This window comes from Bradyrhizobium sp. BTAi1 (assembly GCF_000015165.1).
Taxonomy (GTDB): Bacteria; Pseudomonadota; Alphaproteobacteria; order Rhizobiales; family Xanthobacteraceae; genus Bradyrhizobium; species Bradyrhizobium denitrificans.
Map to the genome: position 1 here is coordinate 5,944,130 of NC_009485.1, position 22,275 is coordinate 5,966,404.

The following is a 22,275-nucleotide window of genomic DNA, read 5'->3' on the forward strand; positions in this document are numbered from 1 at the left end:
GCAGCGACGAAGCAGAGTCCCGCCCACGACTCTGGATTGCTTCGCAGAGTGTTCAGCCCGGGGACATGGCTTACACCTGTTCGGGGACATAGTTGACACTTTTGGGGTCGCGCAAATCGATCGCTGCGATCTGATGCGCGGCAAAGAAAATTCCGAATTTTCCGTCCTGGCTGAGCGGGCGAATAGCGAGCCGCTCGCTGCGAAAGGCTTGCGGGACTTTCCAGAGCCGTCCCTCGAAACTGACATAGGCCTTGGTGCTCGACACCGAACGGACGATCTCACCCTCGTCGTATTCCACCGTCGGAAGGCGATCCGGCATCGTTCGCGGGCTGGGCCGGTAGCGGCTCGCCGGCACATCGAAGTCGAGAGCCTCGTGGGGCCGGTCGAGATTGTAGACGGCCCGCCATTCGTCGAGCGCCCGCTGGACGTCGTCAAGGTCCCTGTAGCGCTTGAAGGCAAAGACTTCGGCCTTCAGGCTGCGGTGGAAGCGTTCGTTCTTGCCGCGGCCCTGAGGATGATACGGCCGGCTGTGGATCGTTCGAATGCCGAGCTTCAGAAGCCAGACCGTCAGCGCGGTCCAGGGGTCTTCGAGAGTAAAGCCCCAGGGACCACCATTATCGACGAACATCGCATCCGGCAGTCCATAGCGGCGGAACGTCGTCTCCAGATGTCCTTTGACCGTAGAGCCGCGCTCGTTGTCACACGCCGCCAGGCACACGGAGAAGCGCGAGTGGTCGTCCAGCGCAGTCAGCGGGTGACAGGACACGCCGTTCTCCAGCGCACTGTGCCCCTTGAAGTCCATCTGCCACAGCTGATTGGGCGCATCCTTCTCGAAACGCCTGTACGGCTGCCCCGGCGTGCCTGCAGGCTCGCTCACGCGATCGTAGCGGCGCAGGATGGTGTGCACGGTGGATATCGCCGGGACAGTTTGCCCGTCGCGCGCGAGACGACGTGCGAGCTTGCGCGCGCCCCAGGCCGGGTGAGCGTCGCGCAACGCGACGATCTGCTGCTCAGTCGCAGCCGCCGTGCGCTCCGGACTCCGATGCGGCCGCCGCGACCGGTCCGCCAGCGTCGTATCGCCGGCGTCATACCGCTGGATCCATTTGTAGCCGGTCTCGGCGCTGATGCCGAACTGACGGCACAGCTTCCGCCGGTTCACGCCCTCCTGCTTGGCAAGCATCACAAACTCTCGTCGCTGGTCCATGACAGACACCTCTCGCCACGGCATCGCTCGCCCCTTTGCTTGACGAATCGAGCCGATTTTGAGGTGTCAACCATGTCTCCGAACACCTGTCAGCCATGTCCCCGGGCTGAACACAGAGCCTGTCATCAGGCCGCGCATCCCCGCGGACCCGGCGGCTCGCAATGACGGCGCCTTATTGTCGGAGCGTCAGGGACGCAAATAGAAAAGGCCGGGGCAATGCCCCGGCCTTCGTCGTCTCCGCCGCCGCGCGTGGTGCCGGATCTCAGTAGCGGTAGTGGTCCGACTTGAACGGGCCTTCCTGCTTGACGCCGATATAGGCGGCCTGGTCGGGGCGCAGCTCGGTGAGCTTGACGCCGATCTTCGCGAGGTGCAGGCGCGCAACCTTCTCGTCGAGCGACTTCGGCAGCACGTAGACTTCCTTCTTGTACTTGCCGTCCTTGTTGTTGGCGTAGAGCTCGATCTGCGCCAAGGTCTGGTTGGTGAACGACGCCGACATCACGAAGGACGGGTGGCCCATCGCATTGCCGAGGTTCACGAGCCGGCCTTCCGACAGCAGGATCATGCGCTTGCCGTCGGGGAAGGTGATCTCGTCGACCTGCGGCTTGATGTTGGTCCACTTCAGGTTCTTGAGCGAGGCGACCTGGATCTCGTTGTCGAAATGGCCGATGTTGCAGACGATGGCGCGATCCTTCATCGCGCGCATGTGCTCGATGGTGATGATGTCCTTGTTGCCGGTGGCGGTCACGAAGATGTCGGCGCGCGGCGCAGCGTCCTCCATCGTCACCACCTCATAGCCCTCCATCGCCGCCTGCAGCGCGCAGATCGGATCGATCTCGGAGACCAGGACGCGGCAGCCGGCCTGGCGCAGCGAGGCGGCCGAGCCCTTGCCGACATCGCCGAAGCCGGCGACCATCGCGACCTTGCCCGACATCATCACGTCGGTGCCGCGACGGATGCCGTCGACCAGCGACTCGCGGCAGCCATAGAGGTTATCGAACTTCGACTTGGTGACGCTGTCATTGACGTTGATCGCCGGCCACAGCAGGGTGCCGGCCTTCTGCATGTCATAGAGACGATGCACGCCGGTGGTGGTCTCCTCGGAGACGCCCTTGATGGACGCGGCGATTGCCGCGAAATAGCCCTTCGGCTTCTCCTTGAGCTGCTTCTTGAGCAGCGCGAAGAACACTTCCTCCTCCTCGGAGGCGGGCTTGTCGAGGAACGCCGTGTCGCCGTTCTCGGCGCGCAGGCCGAGATGGACGTACATGGTGGCATCGCCGCCGTCATCGAGGATCATGTTGGGATGGCCGCCGCCATGCCAGTCGAACAGCTTGGCGGTGTAGTCCCAGTAATCGGCCAGGGTCTCGCCCTTGACGGCGAACACCGGAATGCCGGCGGCGGCAATCGCCGCGGCCGCATGGTCCTGGGTCGAATAGATGTTGCAGGACACCCAGCGGATGTCGGCGCCCAGCGCTGCGAGCGTCTCGATCAGCACAGCGGTCTGGATGGTCATATGCAGCGAGCCAGCGATGCGCGCGCCCTTCAGCGGCTGCTTCGGGCCATACTCCTCGCGCGTCGCCATCAGGCCGGGCATCTCGGTCTCGGCGAGCGAGATCTCCTTGCGGCCGAACTCGGCGAGCGAAATGTCCTTGACGATGTAGTCGTTGAAACCTGGCTTGGCGGTCATGTGAAACTTTCCTGGTCGGATGAATTGAGATTGGCAGCACAAGGCACGCCGCACGCCTCACGACGCGGTCTGCTCCCTCTCCCCGCTTGCGGCGAGAGGGTCGGGGTGAGGGGGAGTCTCCACGAGCTCGGGGCGTGGAGAGTCCCCCTCACCCGGATTGCATCTCACGATGCAATCCGACCTCTCCCCGCAAGCGGGGAGAGGTTGGCAACAATTACACCGCGCGCTTGAACGCTTCGGCGAGATCGGTCTTCTCCCAGGAGAAGCCGCCCTCATTGTCGGGCGTGCGGCCGAAATGGCCGTAGGCCGCGGTGCGCGCGTAGATCGGACGGTTGAGGTCGAGATGGCTGCGGATGCCGCGCGGGGTGAGGTTCATCACCTCGGCCGCCGCCTTCTCGAGCTTGTCCTCGGAGACCTTCCCGGTGCCATGGGTGTCGATATAGATCGACAGCGGCCGCGCCACGCCGATGGCGTAAGCGAGCTGCAGGGTGCAGCGGTCGGCGAGGCCGGCGGCCACGATGTTCTTGGCGAGGTAACGCGCGGCATAGGCCGCCGAGCGGTCGACCTTGGTCGGATCCTTGCCCGAGAACGCGCCGCCGCCATGCGGGGCCGCGCCACCATAGGTGTCGACGATGATCTTGCGGCCGGTCAGGCCGGTGTCGCCGTCGGGACCGCCGATGAAGAACTTGCCGGTCGGGTTGATGTGCCAGATCGTGTCCTTGGTGATCCAGTCCTTCGGCAGCGCCTCGCGCACATAGGGCTCGACCCGCTCGCGGACCTGCGCCGAGGTCATGTCCTCGACCAGGTGCTGATGCGAGACGACGATTTCGCGCACGCCGACCGGCTTGCCATTCTCGTAGCGCACCGTGACCTGGCTCTTGGAATCCGGGCCCAGCACCTTCTCGACGCCCGAGTGGCGGGCTTCGGCGATCAGGCGCAGGATCTTGTGGGCGTAGAAGATCGGCGCCGGCATCAGATCAGGCGTCTCGTTGCAGGCGTAACCGAACATGATGCCCTGGTCGCCGGCGCCCTCTTCCTTCACTTCACCCGGCTGCAGCGCATCGACGCCCTGCGCGATGTCGGCCGACTGCGGATGCAGCAGGATCTCGATGTCGCAGGTCTTCCAGTGGAAGCCTGCCTGCTCGTAGCCGATGTCCTTGATGGCCTCGCGGACAACGTGCTCGATGTGCTCGTTGGTCACCGAGGCCGGGCCGCGGGTCTCGCCGGCGATCACGACCTTGTTGGTGGTGGCGAGCGTCTCGCAGGCGGCGCGGATCTGCCAGGGGTCGATGCCGGCCTTCGGCCCTTCGCGGTAGAACAGGTCGACGATCTCGTCGGAAATCCGGTCGCAGACCTTGTCCGGATGGCCCTCGGACACCGACTCCGAGGTGAACAGATATGACGCGCGCATCAAGCAACCCCTTCTTCGCCGCCCACGGCGGTCGTTGTATTGATCCCAAGTAATCCCAAGGATGTCAGTCGCGACGCCGCGAGATGACGTAGGATTCGTCGTAGAACCACAGCCCGTTGTGCTTTCGCAGAACCTCTCTGGCGGCGTCGAGCGCACGAGACGAGTGGGCCACCTCGGTCAGGCGGTCTTCCTCGATCTGCGCGACATACACCGCCGCGTTCCAGGCTGCAAAGGCCGTCGAGGTTCCGATCGCACCGGTGACCTCGTTGGGCAGAGCCTCCATCTCATACCTGAAAATCGAGCGATTGTCCGCATAGGCGTTAAAATTTAGGTCTCGCCCACTGGAGCCCAGCTCGTATTTCACGGCGCGCAATAGCTCATGACGGCTGACCGAGAAAGGATTTTCTCCAGGCCAGACCGCCTGGATGATGTCCAACCCCGGATCATGGCCGTGGGAGTGGATTCCGATCAGGCGGCCGCCCGGCTTCAAGGCCCGCGCCAGCGGCGCGATGATGCGTTTGGCGCGGAAATTGACCGAGGAACGGGCGCGGTAGGGCTGCGACGCGATGATCAGATCGAAATTGGCCTCGACCCGGCCGGCGCGCGGGATGATGCCGTCGAGCAGGAAGCGGTGGTCCTCGCGGTAGAGCACCAGCGCCACCGGGCGCTCATAGACCGGCATGCCGGTCCGCGGCGAGACATTGGCGCGCCAATTCTGCTCCAGGAACGGCTTCAGCGCAGTGATCTGGGCCTCGAAATCCCCGGACGAATCGCCCTGCAGCACGACCTCGTGCCAGATCATCGAGGCGGCGACCGATGGCGAGGCCGGCGTCAGCCAGGGCGCCTCGGCATAGTTCATGTTGGTGATCACGAACACCGAGGCCGGATGCTCGAACAGCCGGTCCGGCACCTTTTCCAGCGTCAGCCGCACATCCTCCAGGCTCAGCTCCTTGCCGGCGACATAGAACGGAATGTGTGGAAAACGACCGTGCATGGTGCGCAGCACTTTCGACAGCACGGTGCCGTCGCCGACGCCAGCGTCGAACAGCCGCAGCGCCGGCGGCCTGGGATGGATGCTGGCGAGCTCGAGGCCGACGCGCTCGGCCACCACCCGCTTCTCGCTACAGGTGTGCACGAACAGGAGGTATTTCTGGCGGTTTTCGAAGAAGCGGAAATTGCTCTTGGGATCGCGCTTCTCGGGAACAACATCGAGCCGCGGCGGCGGCAGGGTACCGGTCGACGCCGCGATATAGGCCTGAATGCGATCGAGCGTGTCGATGGTGATGCGCTTGCCCTCGCGCAGCCGGTGCACGAGCTTGCCGTCGTTGACCGCGCGGCGGCCAAACGTTGATTCCGCCATGTCCGATTGGCGGCAGAACTCCGTGATCTGAGCGAGCAGCTGGTCGTTCTTCATCCGGCCACAACGGTGGGAAATGTGGGTGGGCCAGAGCCCGCTGGCCCAACGTCCTAGCACCTTCTGCCCACCTTTGGAAAGGGCCTGCCCCCGGGCCTCTCCGGGCGCAACACACCGGATAGGACTCAGCGCTCCGGAACCGAAACCCGCCCGCCGCCCCGGTCGCCGCACCGTCATCGCCCGGAACGACCGAATCCTGTTATCCCTGACGCGCCATGAAAGACGACGCGAGCGGCGTCGGCATGCCGCTCTGCCGACACGATCCGCCGGCAATGTTGGCGTCGCGAATATTGCAGGGAGGCTCGCATGATCGGTCGGTTGATCCTTGGCGTAGGTCTTGGCGTGGGTGTCTCGCTCGCGCTGGCCGCAGGCCAGGCACGCGCCGACGACGTCGCCGGCGTCTGGCTGCGCGAGAGCGGCGCGTCGAAGGTGAAATTCGCGCCCTGCGGCGGCGCCGTCTGCGGCACGCTGGTCTGGATCAAGGAAGGCACGGATACACCGGCCAAGGTCGGCCAGCGGCTGTTCTCCGACATGAAGTCGACCGGCCCCAACGCCTGGGCGGGCAGCTACAACAATCCCGATGACGGCAAGACCTACGATGCCAAGATGACGCTGTCGGGAAGCACGCTGACGACTGCGGGCTGTGCCTTCGGCGGCGTGATCTGCCGATCCTCGACCTGGACGCGGGCGAACTGACGGAAAGCCGGTTTCCCGAAAGGATCATGCTCAAGCAGAGTCTGGGTCATGATGCGCTTCTATGGAAACTCATCATGACCCAAGACACGAAAAAAGGCCGGACCAGGCAGCGCCTGATCCGGCCTCATCATCCCTCACCCAGCGTGAGATCTACTTGCCCCAGATCTCCTCGGCGAGTTCGACGCAGAGGCGCAGCTTGGCCCACTGCTCTTCCTCGCTCAGAATGTTGCCTTCCTCGGTCGAGGCGAAGCCGCATTGCGGCGACAGCGCGAGCTGGTCGAGCGGGGCGAACTTCGACGCCTCTTCCAGGCGCCGCTTGATGTCGTCCTTCTTCTCGAGTTCGTCGACCTTCGAGGTGACGAGGCCGACGACGACGACCTTATTGCCCTTCGGCAGGAAGCGCAGCGGTTCGAAGCCGCCGGCGCGCTCGCTGTCATACTCCAGGAAGTAGCCATCGTAGTTGGTGTTGGCGAGCATGGTCTCGGCGACCGGCTCGTAGCCGCCCGAGGAGATCCAGGTCGAGCGGAAATTGCCGCGGCAGACATGGGTGGTGATCGTCATGTCGGCCGGACGTTCGGCGATCGCATAGTTGATGATGCGCGAATAGATCTGCTGCAGGCCGTCCGGATTGTCGCCGCGCTCCCGCGCCTTCTTCAGCTCGTCCTGCGAGCACAGATAGGCCCAGACGGTGTCGTCGAACTGCAGATAGCGGCAGCCGGCGTCGTAGAATGCCTTCACGGCCTTGCGGTAGGTCTTGCCGAGATCCTCGTAGAAGGCGTCGAGATCGGGATAGACTTCCTTCGAGATCGACTTGCGGCCGCCACGGAAGTGCAGCACCGCCGGCGACGGGATGGTCATCTTCGCTGTCACATGCGCCGTGTCGGCGTGCTTCTTGAGGAAGCGGAAGTGATCGAGCATCGGATGATCGTCCGGGAAGTCGAGCTTGCCGATCACGCGCACCGAGTCGTGGCGGGTCTGCACGCCGGTGAACTGGATGCCGGTGTCGGGATGAAACAGCTCGCAGCCGGTCAGCTTGGCCAGGAAGTCGAAATGCCACCAGGAGCGGCGGAACTCGCCGTCGGTCGCAAGCTTCAGGCCGGTCGAGGCCTGGCGGTGCACGACCTTCTCGATCTCCATGTCCTCGATCTTGCGGAGATCGTCGGCCGAAATTTCGCCCTTCTCGAGCTTGGCGCGGGCCTCTTTGATCTTCTGCGGGCGCAGCAGGCTGCCGACTTCATCGGCGCGGAACGGGGGCTTGGTGCGTTGCATCTCTTCACTCCTTGGAAGTGTCGACGTCTTGGATGTGGTTGTTGGATCGGTTAAATCATCTACCTAGACGAGCTGCTCCTGGCCGGTGCCTGCGCGTCCTCAAGGCCACGGGCAGCCCTACCGCGTATCCGGTCAGTATACAATTCCGTTCCGATCAGGATTGTGCACGCTGCGGTCGTTCCGCACAGGACAGCGGCTCGGATCCTGGCCCTACGCCTCATTCCGTAATTCCGCTGCCAGGACGCGCGTACCCGGCGATCATCTGGGCCTCCGTTCCGGTATACAGAATACCCCTCGCCTCTCGCTGCGATGGTCCTGCCCCGGTGTCCGGTGGACCACCCGAGGCGCCTGAGCGTCAGTGCGCCGCCGCGCTCGCAACCCCCAGATGCCGCTCCAGCGGCGCGGGATCTGCCTTCAGCGCACTGGAGGGCGCGTCGTGAACGATGGTGCCGCGCTCCAGGATCACGACGCGATCGGCCAGCGTGAGCAGCTTCTGCGCATGCTGCTCGACGATGATCGAGCACAGCCCGCCGGCGCGGCTGATGGTGCCGATCGCCGTCAGCAGTTCCTCGACAATGATCGGCGCCAACCCCTCGGTCGGCTCGTCCAACAGCAGCACCTTCGGGTTCAGGGTGAGCGCGCGGCCGATCGCCAACATCTGCTGCTCGCCGCCCGAGAGCTGGTTGCCGAAATTGTTGCGGCGCTCTTTGAGCCTTGGGAACATCGCGTAGACGCGCTCCACCGTCCATGGTCCCGGCTGCGCCACCGCGGTCATGTTCTCCTCCACGGTGAGCGAGCGGAAGATGTTGCGCTCCTGCGGCACCCAGCCGATGCCGGCGCGGGCGCGCTGGTCGGCGCGCAGACCGGAGATGTCGGTGCCGGCAAGCGCGATCTTGCCGGAAAAGCGCCGGGTCACGCCGACGATGGAGTTGATCAGCGTGGTCTTGCCGGTGCCGTTGCGGCCGAGCAGCGCCAGCACCTGGCCTTCCGGGAGCCTCAGCGACATGTTCGGCAGCACGACCGCCTGGCCGTAGCCGGCACGCAGGTTCTCGATGGCGAGCAGATCGGTCATCACGCGGCCTCGCCGAGATAGACGGCCTTGACCTGCGGGTCGCGCGCGACCTCATCGGGCGCGCCCTCGACCAGCAGCGCACCGGAGACGAGAACCGAGATGCGGTCGGCGAAGGAGAAGACGAGGTCCATGTCGTGCTCGATCAAGAGCACCGTCACGTCACGCGGCAGCGCGGCGACGGCAGCGAGAATGTCCTTGCGCTCGCCCTCGGGCACGCCTGCGGCGGGCTCATCGAGCAGCAGCACGCGTGGCTTGGCCGCGATCGCGACTGCGATCTCCAGCAGGCGCTGCTTGCCATAGGGCAAGGTCGAGGTGCGGTCATTCATCACGTCGAGCAGCCGGAAGCGCTCCAGGGTCTCAGCGATCTCGGCATTGATGTCGTCGCGCGTCCCCATGCGCCGCCACCAATTGCCGCCGCCGCCAAGCCGCTCGGAGACAGCCAGCCCGATCGTCTCCAACGGAGTCAGGTCAGGGTAGAGCTGGTTGATCTGGAAGGTGCGCGACAGGCCGCGCAGCACCCGCTTGTGCACCGGCAGATCGGTGATGTCCTGCCCTTCCAGCAGGATACGCCCTGCACTCGGCTCCAGCACCCCGGTCAGCTGATTGATCACGGTGGTCTTGCCCGCGCCGTTCGGGCCGATCAGCGCGTGCCGCGCGCCGGGCGCAATCTTGAGCGACAGATCGCGGGTGACGTGGAGGCCGCCGAAATGCTTGTCGAGGCCGCGCGTTTCCAAGGCGTAGGTCATGGCGCCTCGTTATCGGTGAGAGCCACCGCGGCCTTGCGGCCGGCGATCTGCCGGAGGACGAGATTGGGCAACCATAGCGCATAAGCGTGAATGCGATGGCGGCCGACGAGCACGATGACGACGAGCACCAGGCCGATCCAGAACATCCAGTATTGCGGCGTGATCCATTGGAACAGCTCCTGCAGCATCCGGAACACCGCAGCACCGATCAGCCCGCCATAGAGATAGCCGGAGCCGCCGATGACCAGCATCAGCACCAGATCGGCGGACCGCTCGAAGGAGAACACGTCGAGCGAGGCGAGCGCCGTGGTCTGGGTGAACAGCGCGCCGGCGATGCCGGCATAGAACGCCGCGACGGTGTAGATCGCGATCAGGCGCTTGTTGACGGGAATGCCGATCGCAGCCGCCCGCAACGGATTGTTCTTGATCGCGCGCAGCGACAGGCCGAACGGTGAATGCACGATCATCCGCGCCAGCAGGAACAGCACGAACAGCACTGCGAGCGCATAGAAGAAGCCGGTCTTGCCGAACATGTCGAAGGCGAACACGCCGAAGATCGGTTGGATGTCGATCCCTTGCAGGCCGTCGGTGCCGCCGGTGATGTTGGAGAAGCGCTCCGCCAGCGCTTCCATCAACAGTGCGATGCCGAGCGTGACCATCAGCCGCGTCAGGTCGGCGCCGCGGATCACAAGGAAGCTGGTGGCGAAGCCGAGCACCGTGGCGGCCAGGCCGGCCACGATCAACGCCAGCACCGGCTCATTGATGAGGCCGTGCACCGACAGCAGGCCGGCGCAATAGGCGCCGACGCCGAAGAAGGCGGCGTGGCCCAGCGAGACAATGCCGGCATAGCCGAGGATCAGGTCGAGCGACAGCGCGAACAGCGCCAGCCGCAGGATCTCGGTCATGATCAGATAGCGCGACGGGAATGCCAGTCCGACCGCCAGCACGACGATCCAGAAGGCGAACTCGCTCCAGTGCCAGCGGCCGTGCTGCCTGGCATGAAAACCGACCTCGGTTTGTGCGTTCGTGGTCATGCGATCCTCACCGCGTCGCCGTGCGACCGAACAGGCCGTTCGGGCGCCAGATCAGGATCACGATCATGATGGTGTAGATGACGAATGGGCCGAGCTTCGGCACGTAATATTTCCCGGCGACGTCTGCGACGCCAAGCAGCAGCGAAGCCAGGAACGGCCCGGTGATCGAGGACGAGCCGCCGACAGTGACCACGATCAGGAAGTAGATCATGAACTTCAGCGGGAAATATGGATCGAGGCCGAGGATTTCCGCGCTGAGTGCGCCGCCGAGGCCGGCGAGCCCGCAGCCGAAGGCGAAAGTGAAGGCAAAGACCTGCGGCACATTGATGCCGAGGCCGCTGGCGGCGCGCGGATCATCGACCGCGGCGCGCAGCCGGCTGCCGAACCGGGTCTTGGACAGCACGAGTTGCAGCCCCACCGTGAGCAGGCCGCAGATCACGATGATCATCAGCCGATAGCGGCCGATGCCGACGCCGAAGATGTCGAACTGGCCCTGCAGAATCTCGGGCAGTTTGATGAAGATGCGCGACGAGCCCATGATGTAGTCGACCGTGGCGACCGTCATGAACACCAGCCCGATCGAGAACAAGACCTGATCGAGATGGCTGCGCGCATAGAGATGCTGATAAAGGGTCCGCTCCAGCAGCGCCCCGATCACGGCGCTCGCGACGAAAGCCAGCGGCAGCGCGGCGAAGAACGGCCAGCCGACCCGGTTGACCAGCACGGCACAGACATAGCCGCCGGCCATGGCGAAGGCGCCATGCGCCAGATTGACGAAGTTCATCAGGCCGAGCGTCACGGCCAGCCCGCAGGCCAGCACGAACAGCAGCATGCCATAGGCGACGCCGTCGAACAGATTGGTGAGGATGGCGGTCATGGAGTCTGGTTCAGTCCCCGGTCTCATCCCTTGCTACGAAGGGAACGCCTACAACGCTTGCTCGGTCTGCGCCTCCCCCGCGTGCGGGAGAGGTCGGATCGCATCGACAGATGCGATACGGGTGGGGAACGTCTCTCCACACGACCCATGTGCCGTGTAGCGCCCCACCCCAGCCCTCCCCCGCAAGCGGGGGGAGGGAGCGCCGCCCGTGCGCCCGACGCTACGAGCGCAGCCTCACTTCTTCGCCTTGCCCGGATCCTTGACAGCTTCGAAGGTCTGGAACTCGACATTGTAGAGCTCGCCGTCGACCTTCTCGACCTTGCGGATATAGACGTTCTGGACGATGTCCCGCGTTTCCGGATCGATCGAGATCGGGCCGCGCGGGCTCTCCCAGGCCATGCCCTTCATCGCCGCGAGCAGGGAGTCGCCATCGCTCTTGCCGCCGCTCTTCTTCAGGGCCTCATAGATCAGGTGAATGCCGTCATAGCCGCCAACCGCCATGAAACCCGGACGGCTGTTGTAGGCCTTCTTGTAAGCCGCGACGAACTCCTTGTTCTTCGCCGACGGATGCGCCGCCGAATAGATGTGCGCCGTCACCGCGCCAAGCACGGCGTCGCCCATGTCGTTGAGCAGGTCGTCGTCGGTGACGTCGCCCGGCCCGATCACCTTGATGCCGCTCTTGTCGAGACCGCGCTCGGCATATTGCTTCATGAAGTTGCCGCCCTGCCCGGCCGGCACGAACACGAACATCGCATCCGGCTTGGCGTCCTTCATGCGCTGCAGGAACGGCGCAAAGTCCGGGTTCTGGAGCGGAACCTTGACTTCCTCGACGATCTCGCCGCCACCGGCCGTGAAGCGCTCCTTGAACGAGGCCAGCGCGTCATTGCCCGGCGCATAGTCCGAGGTCAGGGTCGCGACCTTCTTGATGCCGTTCTTGACCGCCCAGTCGCCGATGATGGTGGAGGACTGCGGCAACGTGAAGCTGGTGCGGACGATGTAAGGCGACTTCTCGGTGATGATCGAAGTCCCCGCGGCCATCACGACCTCCGGGATCTTGCCCTGGGTGGCGAGCGGCGCGGCAGCGAACGCCGCCGGGGTCACGCCGAAGCCGGCAATGACGTTGACCTTGTCGTTGACGATCAGCTCCTGCGCCAGCCGCTTGGTATTGTCGGGCAGCGCAGCGTCGTCCTTGAGGATGACCTGGATCTTCTTGCCGGCGACGGTGTCGCCGTTCTGCTGCATGTAAAGCTTGATCGCGTTGTCGATCTGCTTGCCGGTCGACGCCTGGCCGCCGGTCATCGGCACGATCAGGCCAATTTTGAACACGTCCTCGGCCCGCGCCGCACCGGACGCGAGCGCAGCCGCGGCCAATGCCGCACTAGCGAGCGTCAGTGTCTTGTTTCGCACGAACATTGAAACTACCTCCCTGGTCGGATCAGGACCGCAGCCCCCGGCCATTGTTGTCTCACCTGTGCGATCTCGTTCACGATATCGCGCGCGCATCGCTGCGGACTCGGCACGTTCTTGTCAATGGCGATCATGGGAGGCTTCGTGGACGATCGGTTTCTGAAACCGACCAGCGGAGCTATACGAGGTATAATGATACTCTCACCATGGATCGGCCAAATTTTACCATTTGATGGCAAGCCGTTAGGGTCGGGGCCGCGGGGTGCCCGCAGCATGAGAGGTCATCCGTCGATGCCGGCCAGCCGCCGATCCGCAATAAGAATGGCTACGGCCATGATGGTGCTGACCACCCTCGTCCCGGCGTTATCCGGCTGCTCGTCCATCAACGCGACGGTCGGCGCCGGCATGGGCGACCTGATGCCGCAATGGGCGGGCGGCCTGCCGGCTGGCGCCCCACCCCGCCCCGGCACCGCCGAATACGACCGCTTCATGCAGGAGCGCGAGCGGCAACGGCAGCTGCCGGCCGCCGAGCGCGACAAGGGGACGCAGCCCGACGCCAACGCCCAGGCGACCGGCTCCGGCCGCTGACGGCTGCGTCAATCCATGAACACGACGGTCTTGCGGCCGTTGAGAATGACGCGGTCCTCAAGGTGGTAGCGGATCGCCCGCGCCAGCACCCGACGCTCGATGTCGCGCCCCTTGCGGACGAGATCATCAGGCGTATCGCGATGGCTGATGCGCTCGACATCCTGGTCGATGATCGGGCCTTCGTCGAGATCGCGGGTCACGTAATGGGCCGTCGCGCCGATCAGTTTGACACCGCGCTCATAGGCCTGGTGGTAAGGCTTGGCGCCCTTGAAGCCCGGCAGGAACGAGTGGTGGATGTTGATGCAGCGGCCCGACAGGCTTGCCGACATCTCATCGGAGAGAATCTGCATGTAGCGGGCGAGCACGACGAGATCGGTCTTGGTCTCCTCGACCAGCTTCAGGATCGCCTGCTCCTGGTCGCGCTTGGTCTCCTTGGTGACCGGCATGTGATGAAACGGAATGTCGCCGAAATCGAGCCCGGCATAGGTCTCGCGCGGATGGTTGGAGACGATCGCGGTCGGGATCATCGACAGGTCGCGGGTACGCCAGCGATACAGGATATCGACCAGGCAATGGTCGAACTTCGAGACCAGCAGCATCACCCGGCGCTGCGCGGCGCGGTCGCGCATCTGCCAGTCCATCGAAAAGCGCTCGGCGATCGCCGCGAATCCGGTCTGCAGCGCCGGCAGGTTGACAGCGAGATCGGCGGCCGTGAACACCACCCGCATGAAGAAGTGATCCGTCTCGAAGTCGCCGAACTGCTGGGCGTCAAGAATGTTCTGACCGTTATGGGCAAGGAAGGTCGAAACGGCCGAGACGATCCCGGGACGATCCGGGCAGGACAGGGTCAGGACATATTGGTGGTCGGACATGGCGATGACGTCACCGGACGGATGAGCTGAAGATGAATGAGGAGCCGAGCTTGGCGCCCGTTCGGGCCCTGCTCTACCACCCTCTGCACGCTTGCGCCAACGCTCGGCGCGGGGGCAGGATGAACAAAAGATCACTCCTCAAGCTTCGAGCATGGCCATGGCAGACCGGCTGACCGGCAACCGCATCCTGATCCTGGAAACCCGCGAGGAGGCGCAGTTCTCCCGGCTGCTCGCCGAGCAAGGCGCCGACGTGCTGCAATGTCCGATGTTCACGATCCAGGACGCGCCGGACCCGGCTCCGGTCGAGGCCTGGATCCATCGCTGCATCGAACGGCCGCTTGACGATCTGGTGTTGATGACCGGCGAGGGGTTGCGGCGGCTGATGACGGTGGTGCGCCGAATCGGCGTCGAGCCCGCATTCATCGCGGCGCTGGGCAAGGCCCGCAAATTCACCCGCGGGCCGAAGCCGGGGCGCGCCTTACGCGAGCTCGGGCTCGAGTCCCAGGTGACGACCGAGAAACCGACGTCGGAAGGCGTCGCCGAACTGCTGGCGCGATACGATCTGAAAGGCCATCGCCTTGGCTTGCAGCTCTATCCCGACAAGGATCATTCGGCGCTGATCGGCGCCATCCAGGCGGAAGGGGCCGACGTCGACCCGGTGCTGCCCTATGTCTATGATGCCAAGGCGGCGGACGCGAACATCCTGACCGCGATCGACGAGATGACCGCCGGCAAGGTCGATGCGATCGCACTGACCAGCTCCGGCCAGCCGCGTCGGCTGTTCGACGTCGCCAAGGCGCATGGCGTCGAGGACCGGCTGCGACAGGGTCTGGCGCGCACGCAGATTGCGTCCGTGGGGCCCGTGGTGACGGAGGAGCTCGCCGCGCACGGGCTTGCGCCATCGATCGTGCCGGCGGGAGAGGCCTATTTCATGAAGCCGCTGATCTCGGCGATGGCGACGGCGCTGGGTGTGAAGGCGCAGCGGACCTGATCCCGCAGTTGGAGGCGTCATTGCGTCGGCGCAATCTCGCCCCGCAATGACAATGACGGAGAACTAGCCCTGCCCCGTCTCGCGCAGGAACGCCTGGTAGGCGAGCCTGATCCCCTCCTCCAGGGGCGTCGTCGCGCGCCAGCCGAGCGCGGCGAGGCGCGAGACGTCGAGCAGCTTGCGCGGCGTGCCATCCGGCCTTGACGGATCGAAGCTGATGCGGCCCCGATAGCCCACCGCGGCCGCGACCACACGGGCGAAATCGGCGATGGTGATGTCCTCGCCGGTGCCGATATTGACCAGTTCGGGCGCCGAAAAGGTCTTCATCAGATGCAGGCAGGCATCGGCCATGTCGTCGACATAGAGAAATTCGCGCCGCGGCGTGCCGGTGCCCCACACCACGACCTCGGCGGCGTCGCTTCGCTTCGCCTCATGGAAGCGCCGGATCAGCGCCGCGACGACATGGCTGTATTCGGGATGATAATTGTCGCCCGGACCGTAGAGATTGGTCGGCATCACATTGATGAAGTCGGCGCCATATTGGCTGCGATAGGCCTCGACCATCTTGATGCCGGCGATCTTGGCGATCGCATAGGGCTCGTTGGTCGGCTCCAATGCGCCGGTGAGCATCGCGTCCTCGCGCAAGGGCTGCGCGGCGAGCTTCGGGTAAATGCAGGAAGAGCCGAGAAACATCAGCTTCTCGACGCCGTTCACATGCGCGGCGTGAATGACATTGGTCGCAATCGCGAGATTGTCATAGATGAACTCGGCCCGCAGCGTGTTGTTGGCGACGATGCCGCCGACCTTTGCCGCAGCCAGGAACACCACTTGCGGCTTGGCGCGGGCAAACCATGCGAACACGGCGGCCTGGTCGCGCAGATCGACCTCGCTGCGCGGCACCGTCATGAGCGCGACGTTCTCGCGCACCAGACGCCGCACCAGCGCGCTGCCGACCATGCCGCGATGGCCGGCGACGAAGACGCGTTTTCCCGCGAGCTCAAAGCGTGTTGCTGCCACGAGCCGCCTCCCGCCGCGCCGCGACGAGGTCGCTCGCAACCATTTCCTTGACCAGTTGTGCAAAGCTGGTCTTCGGCGTCCAGCCGAGCTTGTCACGCGCCTTGCTGCAATCGCCGATCAGGAGATCGACCTCGGTGGGCCGGAAATAATTGGGATCGATGCGCACCACCGCCTTGCCGGACCGGCAGTCGATACCCGTCTCCTCGACCCCCTCACCGCGCCATTCGATCCGGCGATCGACCTCGGCGAAGGCAAGCTCGACCAGCTCGCGCACCGAATGCGTCTCGCCGGTCGCCAGCACGAAGTCATCCGGCACATCCGCCTGCAGGATCCGGTGCATGCCCTCGACATAGTCGCGGGCATGGCCCCAGTCACGCTTGGCCTCGAGATTGCCGAGATAGATGGCCTCCTCCAGACCGGCCTCGATGCGGGCGACGCCGCGGGTGATCTTGCGCGTCACGAAGGTCTCGCCGCGGATCGGGCTCTCATGGTTGAACAAGATGCCGTTGCAGGCGAACATCCCGTAGGCCTCGCGGTAATTCACGGTGATCCAGTAGCCGTAGAGCTTGGCACAGCCGTAAGGGGAGCGCGGATAGAATGGCGTCGTCTCCCGCTGCGGGATCTCCTGGACCAGCCCGTAAAGCTCGGACGTCGATGCCTGATAGAACCGGGTCTGTTTCTCCATGCCGAGAATGCGAATGGCTTCCAACAGGCGAAGAACACCGAGCGCGTCGGCATTGGCAGTGTATTCCGGGCTCTCGAAGCTGACGCCGACATGGCTCTGCGCGGCGAGATTATAGATCTCGTCGGGACGGATCTGCTGCACCAGCCGGATCAAATTGGTCGAGTCGGTCATGTCGCCATGATGCAGCAGAAACGGCACATTGCCTTCGTGCGGGTCCTGGTAGAGGTGATCGACCCGTCCGGTGTTGAACGACGACGATCGTCGCTTGATGCCATGCACGGTATAGCCGAGCCCGAGCAGGTACTCGGCGAGGTAAGCGCCGTCCTGCCCGGTCACGCCGGTGATCAGCGCCACCCGGCCGCTGCAATCCTTGCCCGCCATCACCACTCCAACATCGCCACCGCCCCTGCAGGCCGCGTTCCCCACGAGCAGTCCATAGCCGCCGCCGCCGGTCAAGCTCAATGGAAAACATATGTCAGATCAATGGCGTAGAAATAGGATGCAAAGGTAGGTCTAATCCCCGTAGCAGCGCAGGCGGTCGAGATCGAGCACGGTCACCCCGCCATATTCCACCCGCAACAGGCCGTCGCGCTCCAAGGTCTTGAGGCATTGATTGGCGTTCTGCCGCGACAGGCCGGAGAGTGCCCCGATCTCCTCCTGGGTGATTTCGAGGTGACGGGTCGTGTTGGGGTAGAGGATCGGGTTGAAGAGCGCGGCAATGCTGCGGGCCAGCCGCGCCGTCGCATCCAGCGTGCGGCCGACCTCGACGAGGCCAATGAACTGGCCGAGCCGCTCGTTGAGCTGAGTGACCAGAAAGCGGTTGAAGCCGACGCTGTTCTCGAACAGCCACATGAAGGTCTGCCGCTCCATCAGCGCCGCGCGGGTATCGCGCAGCGCGACCACGTCGTAGCGGCGCGGCTCGTTCTTGAGCACGCTGCCCTCGCCGAACCAGGCGCCGGCCGACATGCCCGCAAACGTCGTCGCCTTGCCGCCCCGCGATACCGTGCTCATGCGGGCCAGACCCGAGACGATGCCCGTCCAATAATCGAACTGATCGCCACGCAAAAAGATGTGCTCGTTGGCCGCAAAGGAGCGCTCGACGATGCCGGCCGAGGCAGCGTCGATCTCCTCGGGCTTGAGATGGCGCGACCAGGGCGCGATGCGCAGCAGGGTGTCGGAGGAGATCAAGCCGTCGTCTCGTTACTTCGAATCCCGCGACCGTATTGCATCGCAACAATCACGTCTTGAATTTTGCCCGGGAATTGTCAGGCGCAAGACAGTTCCTAATAGCGCTTTCCCTTATCCAGGACCACCGCATTCGACTCGGGCCTCTCGGGTTCATCCCCAGCCCGGATGACGCGAAAGACCGGCATGCGGCAAAATGCGCCTGCCGTAACCGCCCGTCATTCGTCGGATGGCGCGGAACAGGCGGGCGGGATAGAGTTCGACGACAGCGGCGAGCCTACGTCGCGACACCAGGGCTTGAAGAGCGCAACAAGCGCCGGCAAGGACTTCGGGAGGACGACTTGGACTATACGTTGGAAGCGCGCGGGGTGTCGCTGCGTTTCGGTGGGGTGAAAGCCCTGACCGACGTCAGCTTCGGCGTGCGCGAGGGCGAGCTGTTCTCGATCATCGGCCCGAACGGCGCCGGCAAGACCTCGATCGTCAACTGCATCTCCGGGCGCTATAAGCCGACCGAAGGCCGCCTGTTCCATCGCGGCCACGACATCACCGGTCTGCCGCCGAATGCGCGCGCCAAGATCGGCATCGGCCGCACCTTCCAGAACCTCGCTTTGTTCCACCACATGAGCGTGCTCGACAACATCATGGTCGGGCGGCATCACTTGTTGAAGAACAACTTCCTCACCGGCTCGCTCTATTGGCTCACCGGCGCGCGGCGCGAGGAGCTGAAGCACCGCGAGAAGGTCGAAGAGATCATCGACTTCCTCGACCTGCAGTCGGTGCGCAAGGCGCCGGCGGGCACCCTCTCCTACGGCCTGCGCAAGCGCGTCGAGCTCGCCCGCGCCATGGCGCTCGAGCCGCATCTCATCCTCCTCGACGAGCCGATGGCCGGCATGAACTTCGAGGAGAAGGAGGACATGGCGCGCTACATCGTCGACCTCAACGAGGAATACGGCATGACCGTCGTGATGATCGAGCACGACATGGGCGTCGTCATGGACATCTCCCACCGCGTCATGGTGCTCGATTTCGGCCGCAAGATCGCAGAGGGCGATCCGGCCGCCGTGCTCGCCGATCCCCACGTCAAGCGCGCCTATCTCGGCGAGGAGGACGAACTGCTGGTCGATCCCGACGAGGCGCCCTCCATTGCGGAGGACGCGGCATGATGGACTATGCGGGTCGCGTCAGACAGGCCGACACCTATCCGAAGCTGCTGCGGCTGAATGCCAGGGAGCACGGCCAGGAGATCGCGCTGCGCGAGAAGGATCTCGGCCTCTGGCGCACCTTCACCTGGGCCGACTACCAGGCCCGCGTCCGTGATTTCGCGCTCGGCATGGTCGCGCTCGGGCTCGGCAAGGACGACGTCATTGGCATCATCGGCGACAACCGGCCGGACTGGGTCGCAGCCGAAATCGCCACCCATGCGATCAGGGCGTTCAGCCTCGGCCTCTATCGCGACGTGCTCGACGACGAGGCCGCCTATCTCCTGAATTATGGCGAAGCGCGGCTGGTATTCGCCGAGGACGAGGAGCAGGTCGACAAGCTCTTGAATCTCGCCGATCGCGTGCCGGCGCTGAAGCACATCGTGTATTCCGATCCGCGGGGCATGCGGAAATATGACGATCCCAGGCTGATGCCGGCCGACAAGCTCGCCGAGCTCGGCCGCAACCGGGCCGCCCGCGAGCCGGATCTTTATGACCGCATGGTCGATGCCACCCAGGGCGACGACGTCGCGATCCTCTGCACCACGTCGGGCACGACCTCGCATCCGAAGCTCGCGATGCTCTCAGCCGCGCGCGTGCTCAAGCATTGCGCCACCTATCTCGCCTTCGACCCCAAGGGGCCCGAAGACGAATATGTCTCGGTGCTGCCGCTGCCCTGGATCATGGAACAGGTCTATGTGCTCGGCAAAGGTCTGCTCTGCCGGATGAAGGTCAACTTCGTCGAAGAGCCGGATACGATGATGAACGACTTCCGCGAGATCGCGCCGACCTTCGTGCTGTTCGCGCCAAGGGTCTGGGAGCAGATCGCGGCCGACGTCCGCGCCGCCGTCATGGACGCCTCGCCGCTGAAGCAGCGGCTGTATCATCTGGGCATGTCGACCGGTCTCGCGGCGCTGGAGAAAGGCCAGCATTCGAGCTTCGCCAATATGCTGCTGTTCCGCGCGCTGCGCGACCGTCTCGGCTTCACCCGGCTGCGCTCGGCCGCGACCGGCGGCGCCGCGCTCGGGCCTGACACCTTCAAGTTCTTCCGCGCCATGGGCGTGCCGCTGCGCACGCTCTACGGCCAGACCGAGCTGCTGGGGGCCTACACGCTGCACCCTGCCGACAAGGTCGATCCCGACACGACCGGCGTACCGATGTCGGAGGACATCGAGATCAGGATCGACCAGCCCGACAGCCAGGGCATCGGCGAGATCCTGGTGCGCCATCCCAACATGTTCTTAGGCTACTACAAGGCCCCTGAAGCCTCGGCCGCCGACGTCAAGGACGGCTGGATGCATTCCGGCGATGCCGGCTATTTCAACGACCACAAGCAGCTGGTCGTCATCGACCGCATCAAGGATCTTGCCGAGACCGCGCGCGGCGAGCGCTTCTCGCCGCAATATATCGAGAACAAGCTGAAGTTCTCGCCCTATATCGCCGAAGCGGTCGTACTCGGCGCCGGCCGCGAGCATCTCGCGGCGATGATCTGCATCCGCTACTCCATCATCTCGAAATGGGCGGAGAAGAACCGCATCGCGTTCACCACCTATTCCGATCTCGCCTCGCGCAACGAGGTCTATGCGCTGCTGCAGAAGGAGGTCGAGACCGTCAACGCGCATCTGCCGGCTGCGCAGCGTATCGCCCGCTTCCTGCTGCTCTACAAGGAGCTCGACGCCGATGACGGCGAACTGACCCGCACCCGCAAAGTCCGCCGCAGCGTCATCAACGAGAAATACGCCGATATTATCGACGGCATCTATGGCGGCAAGCCGGCTATCCCTGTCGACACCGTCATCCGTTTTCAGGACGGCACCACCCAGCGCATCCGCACGACGTTGAGGGTGGTGGATCTCGGAGGCCACGGACCCATGGCGGAGGCCGCGGAGTGATGCGCCTTCCGTCACAAGAGACAGTCATGCGCGGGCTTGAGCCGCGCATCCATCCTCTTCCGAAAACCTCCTTCGCGATGAATCGCCGGGTCAAGCCCGGCGGTGACGCGTGAGAACGATCATGAACACCTCCTTCCTTATCCAGCTCCTCGTCAACGGCCTCGTGGTCGGCACGCTCTATGGCGTGGTCGCGATGTCGTTCGTGCTGATCTACAAGGCGACGCAGGTCGTCAATTTTGCCCAAGGCGAGCTGCTTTTGATCGGCGCCTGGGTGTGCTGGCTGCTGCTGACGAAATATCAAGTCCCGTTCTGGGTCGGCATGCCGCTGACGCTCGTCTTCATGTTCGCGTTCGGCATCGCCGTGCAGGTCGTGATCCTCCGTCCCATGATCGGCGAGCCCATCATTTCCGTCATCATGGTGACGATCGGCCTGTCGACGGTGTTCCAGGCGGCGCTGAAATGGATGTTCGGCGTCAATCCGCAGCCGTTCCCGCCGGTGTTCGCGAGCAAGGCAGTCGATCTGTTCGGGCTACAGATCCAGACCGTCTATGTCATGAGCCTCGCGGTCTCGGTCGCGATGATGCTCGGCATGGCCTGGTTCTTCAAAGCCTCGAAATACGGCCTCGCGATGCGCGCCACCGCCTTCAACCAGCAGGTCGCGCAATCGCTCGGCATCTCCGTCAAGAACGTGTTCGCGATGGCCTGGGCGATCTCGGCAACCGTCTCCGCCGTGGCCGGCGTCGTCGTCGCCGTCGTCAACGGCGTGTCGTCGGGACTGTCCGCCTATGGCATCAAGGTGTTTCCCGCGGCGATCCTCGGCGGCCTCGACTCGGTCGGCGGCGCCGTGCTCGGCGGCATCATCATCGGCCTGCTCGAAAACATCGCGCAATATGTCGACAGCCAATACCTGCACTGGGGCAATCTCTACGAGATCGCGCCGTTCTACGTGCTGATCCTCATCCTGATGATCAAGCCCTACGGCCTGTTCGGCACCAAAGACATCGAGCGGATATGAGCATGATCGCCGAAAAGTGG

At 64.4% G+C, this 22,275-nt stretch carries 20 protein-coding genes; 6 read left to right on the top strand and 14 right to left on the bottom strand.

Annotated elements, in window-relative coordinates; translation table 11 throughout:
* Nucleotides 1-70 precede the first annotated feature (70 nt).
* The 4 genes from BBTA_RS26625 to BBTA_RS26640 all read right to left on the bottom strand — a co-directional run bounded on the left by BBTA_RS26625 (nt 71) and on the right by BBTA_RS26640 (nt 5,713).
* Nucleotides 71-1,228 (bottom strand): IS481-like element ISBrsp4 family transposase, encoded by a 1,158-nt coding sequence (locus BBTA_RS26625; RefSeq protein WP_083780649.1) that lies wholly within the window; start codon nt 1,226-1,228, stop codon nt 71-73.
* A gap of 238 nt (nt 1,229-1,466) precedes the next feature.
* On the bottom strand, nt 1,467-2,888 hold the full coding sequence (gene ahcY, locus BBTA_RS26630; protein WP_012045610.1) for an adenosylhomocysteinase: 1,422 nt from the start codon (nt 2,886-2,888) through the stop codon (nt 1,467-1,469).
* A 214-nt stretch (nt 2,889-3,102) separates the two neighbouring features.
* Nucleotides 3,103-4,299, bottom strand: coding sequence for a methionine adenosyltransferase (metK, locus tag BBTA_RS26635; protein ID WP_041750909.1), 1,197 nt, complete (start codon nt 4,297-4,299; stop codon nt 3,103-3,105).
* Between the two features lie 64 nt (nt 4,300-4,363).
* Nucleotides 4,364-5,713, bottom strand: a complete 1,350-nt coding sequence (locus BBTA_RS26640; protein ID WP_012045612.1) for a hypothetical protein — start codon at nt 5,711-5,713, stop codon at nt 4,364-4,366.
* A 306-nt stretch (nt 5,714-6,019) separates the two neighbouring features.
* Between BBTA_RS26640 and BBTA_RS26645 the strand changes: the two genes are divergently transcribed.
* The gene (locus BBTA_RS26645) at nt 6,020-6,409 is read left to right on the top strand and encodes a DUF2147 domain-containing protein (protein ID WP_041750910.1); all 390 of its coding nucleotides are present in this window, start codon (nt 6,020-6,022) and stop codon (nt 6,407-6,409) included.
* Between the two features lie 150 nt (nt 6,410-6,559).
* Here the strand turns inward: BBTA_RS26645 and BBTA_RS26650 are convergent, their stop codons facing one another.
* The 6 genes from BBTA_RS26650 to BBTA_RS26675 form a co-directional block, all read right to left on the bottom strand.
* Nucleotides 6,560-7,678: a cobalamin-independent methionine synthase II family protein gene (locus tag BBTA_RS26650; RefSeq protein ID WP_012045614.1), complete on the bottom strand. Its 1,119-nt coding sequence runs from the start codon at nt 7,676-7,678 to the stop codon at nt 6,560-6,562.
* A gap of 355 nt (nt 7,679-8,033) precedes the next feature.
* Nucleotides 8,034-8,750 (bottom strand): ABC transporter ATP-binding protein, encoded by a 717-nt coding sequence (locus BBTA_RS26655; RefSeq protein WP_012045615.1) that lies wholly within the window; start codon nt 8,748-8,750, stop codon nt 8,034-8,036.
* Nucleotides 8,750-9,496, bottom strand: coding sequence for an ABC transporter ATP-binding protein (locus BBTA_RS26660; protein WP_012045616.1), 747 nt, complete (start codon nt 9,494-9,496; stop codon nt 8,750-8,752). The genes BBTA_RS26655 and BBTA_RS26660 overlap by 1 nt, the downstream gene beginning before the upstream one ends.
* Nucleotides 9,493-10,530, bottom strand: a complete 1,038-nt coding sequence (locus tag BBTA_RS26665; RefSeq protein WP_012045617.1) for a branched-chain amino acid ABC transporter permease — start codon at nt 10,528-10,530, stop codon at nt 9,493-9,495. The genes BBTA_RS26660 and BBTA_RS26665 overlap by 4 nt, the downstream gene beginning before the upstream one ends.
* 7 nt (nt 10,531-10,537) lie before the next feature.
* On the bottom strand, nt 10,538-11,407 hold the full coding sequence (locus BBTA_RS26670; protein ID WP_012045618.1) for a branched-chain amino acid ABC transporter permease: 870 nt from the start codon (nt 11,405-11,407) through the stop codon (nt 10,538-10,540).
* Nucleotides 11,408-11,641: 234 nt separating this feature from the next.
* On the bottom strand, nt 11,642-12,820 hold the full coding sequence (locus BBTA_RS26675; protein ID WP_012045619.1) for an ABC transporter substrate-binding protein: 1,179 nt from the start codon (nt 12,818-12,820) through the stop codon (nt 11,642-11,644).
* Nucleotides 12,821-13,147: 327 nt separating this feature from the next.
* Between BBTA_RS26675 and BBTA_RS26680 the strand changes: the two genes are divergently transcribed.
* Nucleotides 13,148-13,402 (top strand): hypothetical protein, encoded by a 255-nt coding sequence (locus BBTA_RS26680; RefSeq protein WP_244424131.1) that lies wholly within the window; start codon nt 13,148-13,150, stop codon nt 13,400-13,402.
* A gap of 8 nt (nt 13,403-13,410) precedes the next feature.
* On the opposite strand, the gene purU is transcribed toward BBTA_RS26680, so the two are convergent.
* Nucleotides 13,411-14,274 (bottom strand): formyltetrahydrofolate deformylase, encoded by an 864-nt coding sequence (purU, locus tag BBTA_RS26685; RefSeq protein WP_012045621.1) that lies wholly within the window; start codon nt 14,272-14,274, stop codon nt 13,411-13,413.
* 157 nt (nt 14,275-14,431) lie between these two features.
* Here purU and BBTA_RS26690 point away from each other — a divergent pair, with 157 nt between their 5' ends.
* Nucleotides 14,432-15,265, top strand: a complete 834-nt coding sequence (locus BBTA_RS26690) for a uroporphyrinogen-III synthase (protein WP_012045622.1) — start codon at nt 14,432-14,434, stop codon at nt 15,263-15,265.
* A gap of 63 nt (nt 15,266-15,328) precedes the next feature.
* Here the strand turns inward: BBTA_RS26690 and BBTA_RS26695 are convergent, their stop codons facing one another.
* The 3 genes from BBTA_RS26695 to BBTA_RS26705 all read right to left on the bottom strand — a co-directional run bounded on the left by BBTA_RS26695 (nt 15,329) and on the right by BBTA_RS26705 (nt 18,152).
* A complete protein-coding gene (locus BBTA_RS26695) occupies nt 15,329-16,279 on the bottom strand; it encodes a GDP-L-fucose synthase (RefSeq protein WP_012045623.1) in 951 nt (316 codons plus the stop codon).
* Nucleotides 16,260-17,345 carry a GDP-mannose 4,6-dehydratase gene (gene gmd, locus BBTA_RS26700; RefSeq protein WP_012045624.1) on the bottom strand — a complete coding sequence of 362 codons (1,086 nt, stop codon included), beginning with the start codon at nt 17,343-17,345 and terminating at the stop codon, nt 16,260-16,262. The genes BBTA_RS26695 and gmd overlap by 20 nt, the downstream gene beginning before the upstream one ends.
* A 132-nt stretch (nt 17,346-17,477) precedes the next feature.
* Nucleotides 17,478-18,152 (bottom strand): Crp/Fnr family transcriptional regulator, encoded by a 675-nt coding sequence (locus tag BBTA_RS26705; RefSeq protein ID WP_012045625.1) that lies wholly within the window; start codon nt 18,150-18,152, stop codon nt 17,478-17,480.
* A 338-nt stretch (nt 18,153-18,490) separates the two neighbouring features.
* Between BBTA_RS26705 and BBTA_RS26710 the strand changes: the two genes are divergently transcribed.
* The 3 genes from BBTA_RS26710 to BBTA_RS26720 all read left to right on the top strand — a co-directional run bounded on the left by BBTA_RS26710 (nt 18,491) and on the right by BBTA_RS26720 (nt 22,255).
* Nucleotides 18,491-19,312, top strand: a complete 822-nt coding sequence (locus BBTA_RS26710; RefSeq protein WP_012045626.1) for an ABC transporter ATP-binding protein — start codon at nt 18,491-18,493, stop codon at nt 19,310-19,312.
* A complete protein-coding gene (locus BBTA_RS26715) occupies nt 19,309-21,240 on the top strand; it encodes a long-chain fatty acid--CoA ligase (RefSeq protein ID WP_041750913.1) in 1,932 nt (643 codons plus the stop codon). Before BBTA_RS26710 ends, BBTA_RS26715 begins: the two co-directional genes overlap by 4 nt.
* A 121-nt stretch (nt 21,241-21,361) precedes the next feature.
* The gene (locus tag BBTA_RS26720; protein WP_012045628.1) at nt 21,362-22,255 is read left to right on the top strand and encodes a branched-chain amino acid ABC transporter permease; all 894 of its coding nucleotides are present in this window, start codon (nt 21,362-21,364) and stop codon (nt 22,253-22,255) included.
* Nucleotides 22,256-22,275: the final 20 nt, after the last annotated feature.

Excerpts from the sequence above, each read along its gene's own strand:
- BBTA_RS26675 (WP_012045619.1), bottom strand. The coding sequence starts at position 12,820 with ATGTTCGTGCGAAACAAGACACTGACGCTCGCTAGTGCGGCATTGGCC.
- BBTA_RS26720 (WP_012045628.1), top strand. The coding sequence starts at position 21,362 with ATGAACACCTCCTTCCTTATCCAGCTCCTCGTCAACGGCCTCGTGGTC.
- BBTA_RS26715 (WP_041750913.1), top strand. The coding sequence starts at position 19,309 with ATGATGGACTATGCGGGTCGCGTCAGACAGGCCGACACCTATCCGAAG.
- BBTA_RS26640 (WP_012045612.1), bottom strand. The coding sequence starts at position 5,713 with ATGAAGAACGACCAGCTGCTCGCTCAGATCACGGAGTTCTGCCGCCAA.
- BBTA_RS26670 (WP_012045618.1), bottom strand. The coding sequence starts at position 11,407 with ATGACCGCCATCCTCACCAATCTGTTCGACGGCGTCGCCTATGGCATG.
- BBTA_RS26690 (WP_012045622.1), top strand. The coding sequence starts at position 14,432 with ATGGCAGACCGGCTGACCGGCAACCGCATCCTGATCCTGGAAACCCGC.
- BBTA_RS26660 (WP_012045616.1), bottom strand. The coding sequence starts at position 9,496 with ATGACCTACGCCTTGGAAACGCGCGGCCTCGACAAGCATTTCGGCGGC.
- BBTA_RS26625 (WP_083780649.1), bottom strand. The coding sequence starts at position 1,228 with ATGCCGTGGCGAGAGGTGTCTGTCATGGACCAGCGACGAGAGTTTGTG.
- BBTA_RS26680 (WP_244424131.1), top strand. The coding sequence starts at position 13,148 with ATGATGGTGCTGACCACCCTCGTCCCGGCGTTATCCGGCTGCTCGTCC.
- BBTA_RS26665 (WP_012045617.1), bottom strand. The coding sequence starts at position 10,530 with ATGACCACGAACGCACAAACCGAGGTCGGTTTTCATGCCAGGCAGCAC.
- ahcY (WP_012045610.1), bottom strand. The coding sequence starts at position 2,888 with ATGACCGCCAAGCCAGGTTTCAACGACTACATCGTCAAGGACATTTCG.
- purU (WP_012045621.1), bottom strand. The coding sequence starts at position 14,274 with ATGTCCGACCACCAATATGTCCTGACCCTGTCCTGCCCGGATCGTCCC.
- metK (WP_041750909.1), bottom strand. The coding sequence starts at position 4,299 with ATGCGCGCGTCATATCTGTTCACCTCGGAGTCGGTGTCCGAGGGCCAT.
- BBTA_RS26650 (WP_012045614.1), bottom strand. The coding sequence starts at position 7,678 with ATGCAACGCACCAAGCCCCCGTTCCGCGCCGATGAAGTCGGCAGCCTG.
- BBTA_RS26655 (WP_012045615.1), bottom strand. The coding sequence starts at position 8,750 with ATGACCGATCTGCTCGCCATCGAGAACCTGCGTGCCGGCTACGGCCAG.
- gmd (WP_012045624.1), bottom strand. The coding sequence starts at position 17,345 with ATGGCGGGCAAGGATTGCAGCGGCCGGGTGGCGCTGATCACCGGCGTG.
- BBTA_RS26645 (WP_041750910.1), top strand. The coding sequence starts at position 6,020 with ATGATCGGTCGGTTGATCCTTGGCGTAGGTCTTGGCGTGGGTGTCTCG.